Here is a 5697-nt window from a genome sequence, read left to right on the forward strand (position 1 = left end):
GGCGTCGACCGGACCTGCCGCTCAGCAGCGCTCGATCCGGGCGTCCTTGCGGGCGTCGTCGCCCCACCGCTTGGCCAGGGCGGTGTCCGGCATCACCACGCTCGCTCCCCCGACGTTGGCGAAGCTGCCGGTCAACACGCACCCGGTGACCTTGCCCGGGTCCACCGCCGCCACGGCCCGCGCCAGCCGGAAGAGCTCGGCAGGCCGCACCTGGGCGTCCATGTTCTTCAGCACCGAGAGCACCCCGGTGTCGAGGAAGCCGGGGCGATCCGCATTCGCCGCCACCTTGCGCTGGATCGCCGCGATCACCTCCTGCTGGTTGGCGGAGCGGTCGAAGTCACCGCGCGGCAGCGACTTGCGGATCCGCGCGAAGTGCAGCGCCCCGTAGCCCTCCAGCTTGTTCTTGCCGACCCGGTACCCCTCGGGTCGCAGGTACGGGTCGGAGAAGGCGAACTCGCTGTCCACGGTGATGCCACCGATCGCGTCCACCATGTGCCGCAGCCCCCAGAAGCTGGAGACCATCACGTAGTCGGGCTCGATGCCGGTCAGGCCCTTCATCGTCTCGGCCATCAACTGCGGGCCGCCGTAGAAGAGCGCGGCGTTGATCCGGTTCGATCCGTGCCCCGGGATCGCGACCCACGAGTCGCGCGCCACCCCGATCGCGGTGGCCGCCCCGGTGCGGGTGTCGATCCCGACCAACTGGATCGCGTCGGCCCGGCTGCGGAGCACGTCCTGCCCCATCCGGGCATCCGAGCCGAGCGCCAGGATCCAGACCACCTGCGGCGACAGGTCGATGCCCTGGGCCCGCTCCACCTTGACCAGCGCCGACGTGGTCGGGGCGACGTCGCCGTCGGGCACCGCCAGCACCGTCAGTCCGAGCACGGCGGCCACCGTCAGCCTGCGGCACAGGCGTGCTCCCACTCCCCGCTTGCTGCTCACTGTGCGTCCCCTCCCTGCTGGTCGTTGCGTGCCACGCGGTACTCGAAGATCCGCCACCCGGAGCCTGCCGGCGTCAGCGACACCCGCCCGGTCAGAACGCTGCGGCCCGTGCCGTCGCCGGGCGCTCCGGTGTCGGCCGGTGCTCCGGTGTCGGTCTGCTCGGGGTCCGCCGGCCCGGCGGCACCGGAGCCCGCGTCGTCGCCCGAGGTGGTGTCGAGCACCAGCCGGAACCGGGCAGTGGCGCCCACCGCCCGGCCCTTGACCGCCAGCAGGTCGACCCGGACCTTGCGCACCGTCGCGGTCGCCGAGGCGAGCCCGGCGTTGCTGGTCAGACCGGCGTCCTTGCGCGCCTGGACGGCGAGGCGCCGGGTGAAGCCCGGCCATGCCGTTGCGGCATCGGCACCGGGCTCCTCGCCGAGGTAGGCAGCCTCGAACCAGGCGTCGACGACAGCCGCCACCTCGGCGGCGGTCTCGTCGCGCGAGGCCGCCTTCATCCGCCCGGTGACCCTGCCCGCAGCGGCGTCGAGAGGCGCCGACGACGGTGCCGCGGCGGGGGGCGTGCCACTGTCCTCCTCGTCGTCGCCCGAGCCCGTGCACCCCACCAGAGCCAGGCTCAGAGCAAGCGGAATCAGCAGTGACGTCACGGTCCTGCGCGGTCTGTTCGCCATCTCCACACCTTCCCCGTTTCGGGCCCTGGCCACAAACCTTGCCCGAGATACGACACCGTCCGAAGCATTTGGTTGGCGGTGGGTCTAGCCTTGACCCTTGACCCCACACATCAGCTGCACCGGAAGAGGCGAACCTAGAAGTGGCTGAGTCTTCTCAGAACAACTCCCACACAGACTTCGGAGCCAACGAATGGCTCGTTGACGAGATGTTCGAGCAGTACCGTCGTGACCCGGCAAGTGTGAGCGCGGAGTGGAGCGAGTACTTCACCGCGCGCGATGCAGGCGGCACCACCGCCCCTGCCGCCACGCCGAGCGTCCCCACCCCTAACGCGGCCGCCCCGGCCGCTGCGGCTCCTGCTGCTGCGGCCCCGGCCGCCTCGGCTCCTGCTGCCGCGGCTCCCGCTGCTCAGCCGCCGGCCCCGGTGGCCAAGCCCCGTCCGGCCAGCAAGGCCGCCGAGCCGGCCAAGGGCACCACCTCCCCGGAGCCCCGCGACCCGCAGAAGCCGGCCACCTCGGCTGCCGCCGACGAGCCCACGTACACCACGCTGCGCGGCATCCCCGCCGCCACCGCGAAGAACATGGACGTCTCGCTCTCCGTGCCCACCGCGACGTCGGTGCGCAACATCCCGGTGAAGCTGCTGTGGGACAACCGCACCGTCATCAACAACCACCTCAAGCGTGCGCGCGGCGGCAAGGTCAGCTTCACCCACCTGATCGGCTACGCGATCGTCCGCGCGATGCGTGCGATGCCGGAGATGAACAGCACCTTCGCCGAGGTCAACGGCAAGCCCACCCTGGTCTCCCCCGCCCACGTGAACCTGGGCCTGGCCATCGACCAGCAGAAGCCCGACGGCACCCGCCAGCTGGTGGCGCCCTCGATCAAGGGCTGCGAGTCGATGGACTTCGCCGCCTTCTGGACCGCCTACGAGGCGATCGTCCGCAAGGCCCGCGACAACAAGCTGGGCATGGAGGACTACTCCGGCACCACCATCTCGCTGACCAACGTCGGCGGCCTCGGCACCAGCCACTCCGTGCCGCGTCTGATGAGCGGCCAGGCGGCCATCTTCGGCGTCGGCTCCATGGAGTACCCGCCGGAGTTCCAGGGTGCCTCGGACGACACCCTGACCCGCAACGCGGTCAGCAAGATCATGACGATCACCTCGACCTACGACCACCGCGTCATCCAGGGCGCGCAGTCGGGCGAGTTCCTGCGCCGGGTGCACCAGCTGCTCCTCGGCGAGGACGGCTTCTACGACGAGATCTTCGCCTCGCTGCGGATCCCCTACCAGCCGATCCGGTGGCGTGCGGACATCGCCACCAGCCACGACGAGGACATCTCCAAGCAGGCCCGGATCCTCGAGCTGATCCACGCCTACCGGGTCCGCGGTCACCTGATGGCCGACACCGACCCGCTCGAGTACCGCCAGCGCAGCCACCCGGACCTGGAGATCGAGAACCACGGGCTGACCCTGTGGGACCTCGACCGCGAGTTCGCCACCGGCTCGTTCGGCGGCGAGGGCCGGCGCTTCATGAAGCTGCGCGACATCCTCGGCATCCTGCGTGACTCCTACTGCCGCACCATCGGCATCGAGTACATGCACATCATGTCTCCGGAGCAGCGCAAGTGGATCCAGGAGCGCGTCGAGGTGCCGCACACCAAGACGCCGCGCGAGGAGCAGCTGCGGATCCTGCTGAAGCTCAACCAGGCCGAGGCCTTCGAGACCTTCCTGCAGACCAAGTTCGTCGGCCAGAAGCGGTTCAGCCTCGAGGGTGGCGAGACCACCATCCCGGTGATCGACGAGATCTGCGAGGCCGCCGCCGAGATCAGCCTCGACGAGGTCACCATCGGCATGGCGCACCGCGGTCGGCTCAACGTGCTGGCCAACATCGTCGGCAAGAAGTACTCGCAGATCTTCCGCGAGTTCGAGGGCAACATCGACCCGCGCACCGTGCAGGGCTCCGGCGACGTCAAGTACCACCTGGGCGCCGAGGGCGAGTTCCTCTCCGGCAAGGGCGACACCATCAAGGTGTCGGTCGCGGCCAACCCGTCGCACCTCGAGGCCGTCGACCCGGTCCTGGAGGGCATCGCCCGCGCCAAGCAGGACGTGCTCGACCGCGGCCTGGAGTTCCCGGTGCTGCCGCTGCTGATCCACGGTGACGCCGCCTTCGCAGGTCAGGGCGTGGTGGCCGAGACGCTCAACCTCTCCCAGCTGCGCGGCTACCGCACCGGTGGCTCGATCCACCTGGTCGTCAACAACCAGGTCGGCTTCACCACCTCGCCGGGCTCCTCGCGCTCCTCGCTGTACGCCACGGACGTCGCCCGGATGGTGCAGGCGCCGATCTTCCACGTGAACGGCGACGACCCGGAGGCCTGCATCCGGGTTGCGCGGCTCGCCTTCGAGTACCGCCAGGCGTTCAACAAGGACGTCGTCATCGACCTGGTCTGCTACCGCCGTCGCGGCCACAACGAGGGCGACGACCCGAGCTACACCCAGCCGCTGATGTACGACCTGATCGAGCAGAAGCGCTCGGTGCGCAAGCTCTACACCGAGTCCCTGATCGGTCGCGGCGACATCACCATCGACGAGGCCGAGCAGGTGCTGCGCGACTACCAGCAGCAGCTGGAGCGGGTCTTCACCGAGGTTCGCGAGGCCACCTCGCAGCCCGACGAGTGGACCACCGTCCCGGACTACCCGGAGAAGCCCGCCGGCGAGGCCGTCACCGCGATCGCCCCCGAGGTGATGAAGCGGATCTCGGACGCCTACATCACGCCGCCCGAGGGCTTCACCGTGCACCCCAAGGTGATGCCGCAGCTGCAGCGTCGCGCCGCCGCGATCACCGACGGCCCGATCGACTGGGGCACCGGCGAGATCCTCGCCTTCGGCTCGCTGCTGATGGAGGGCCGCCCGGTGCGCCTGGCCGGCCAGGACAGCCGCCGCGGCACGTTCGTGCAGCGCTTCGCGACCATCATCGACCGGCACAACGCCGACGAGTGGACGCCGCTGACCGCGCTCAGCGAGGACCAGGCGAAGTTCTACGTCTACGACTCGCTGCTCAGCGAGTACGCCGCTCTCGGCTTCGAGTACGGCTACTCGGTGGCACGCCCGGACGCACTCGTGCTCTGGGAGGCGCAGTTCGGTGACTTCGTCAACGGCGCGCAGACCGTGATCGACGAGTTCATCACCTCCAGCGAGGCGAAGTGGCGTCAGCAGTCCGGCGTCGTGCTGCTGCTCCCCCACGGCTACGAGGGCCAGGGCCCCGACCACTCGTCGGCCCGCATCGAGCGCTTCCTGAGCATGTGCGCCGAGGACAACATCGTCGTGGCGCAGCCGTCGACGCCGGCGTCCTACTTCCACCTGCTGCGTCGCCACTCGCTCGGCGAGGAGCACCGCCCGCTGGTGGTCTTCACCCCGAAGTCGATGCTCAAGCGCAAGGAGGCCGCCTCGCAGCCCGGCGACTTCACCGAGGGCTCGTTCCTCCCGCTGATCGGCGACAACGTGGAGGACCCGAACAAGGTCGACACGCTGCTGCTCTGCTCGGGTCGCGTCACCTGGGACCTGGTCAAGGCACGGGGCGGCCTGGAGAACGCGGAGCGGTTCGCCATCGCCCGCGTCGAGCGGCTCTACCCCTCGCCCGACGAGCTGATCGCTGCCGAGGTCGCGAAGTACCCGAACCTCAAGCACATCCGCTGGGTCCAGGACGAGCCGAAGAACATGGGTCCGTGGCCGTACTACGCCCTGAACGTGTGGAACGAGCTCGGCCTGAGCGTCGAGCTGGTCAGCCGCACCGCGTCGGCGTCGCCGTCGGTGGGCACCGCCAAGCGTCACCAGGAGGAGCAGAAGGTCCTCCTCGACACGGCGTTCGCCTGATGTACTACACGGACCGGGGCATCGAGGAGCTCCTGAAGCGGCGCGGCGACGAGGAGGTCACCTTGGAGTGGCTCGCCGACCGCCTCCAGGAGTTCACCGACATCCACCCCGAGTTCGAGAACGCGGTCGAACGGTTCGCCACCTGGCTCGCCAGGCTCGACGACCCGGAGGACTGAGCAGCACCACACAGCTGACCAGAACGACACAGGAGGGCCCCACCG

The 5697-nt window shown here is 69.7% G+C and carries 4 protein-coding genes; 2 read left to right on the plus strand and 2 right to left on the minus strand.

Translation table 11 applies throughout. From position 1 onward, the window contains the following. Positions 1-21: 21 nt before the first annotated feature. Together ABD151_RS00595 and ABD151_RS00600 are read right to left on the minus strand one after the other, a co-directional pair. Positions 22-939 (minus strand): LCP family protein, encoded by a 918-nt coding sequence (locus ABD151_RS00595; protein WP_343990139.1) that lies wholly within the window; start codon positions 937-939, stop codon positions 22-24. After that, on the minus strand, positions 936-1607 hold the full coding sequence (locus tag ABD151_RS00600; protein WP_343990142.1) for a hypothetical protein: 672 nt from the start codon (positions 1605-1607) through the stop codon (positions 936-938). The genes ABD151_RS00595 and ABD151_RS00600 overlap by 4 nt, the downstream gene beginning before the upstream one ends. A gap of 140 nt (positions 1608-1747) precedes the next feature. Here ABD151_RS00600 and ABD151_RS00605 point away from each other — a divergent pair, with 140 nt between their 5' ends. Together ABD151_RS00605 and ABD151_RS00610 are read left to right on the plus strand one after the other, a co-directional pair. Further along, entirely contained in the window at positions 1748-5476 is a 3729-nt protein-coding gene (locus tag ABD151_RS00605) for a multifunctional oxoglutarate decarboxylase/oxoglutarate dehydrogenase thiamine pyrophosphate-binding subunit/dihydrolipoyllysine-residue succinyltransferase subunit (RefSeq protein WP_343990145.1), read from the plus strand. Continuing rightward, positions 5476-5652: a DUF6104 family protein gene (locus ABD151_RS00610; RefSeq protein WP_343990148.1), complete on the plus strand. Its 177-nt coding sequence runs from the start codon at positions 5476-5478 to the stop codon at positions 5650-5652. The genes ABD151_RS00605 and ABD151_RS00610 overlap by 1 nt, the downstream gene beginning before the upstream one ends. The last annotated feature ends 45 nt before the right edge of the window (positions 5653-5697 follow it).

This window comes from Nocardioides dubius (genome assembly GCF_039528155.1).
Classification (GTDB): Bacteria; Actinomycetota; Actinomycetes; order Propionibacteriales; family Nocardioidaceae; genus Nocardioides; species Nocardioides dubius.

Excerpts from the sequence above, each read along its gene's own strand:
- ABD151_RS00600 (WP_343990142.1), bottom strand. The coding sequence starts at position 1,607 with ATGGCGAACAGACCGCGCAGGACCGTGACGTCACTGCTGATTCCGCTT.
- ABD151_RS00610 (WP_343990148.1), top strand. The coding sequence starts at position 5,476 with ATGTACTACACGGACCGGGGCATCGAGGAGCTCCTGAAGCGGCGCGGC.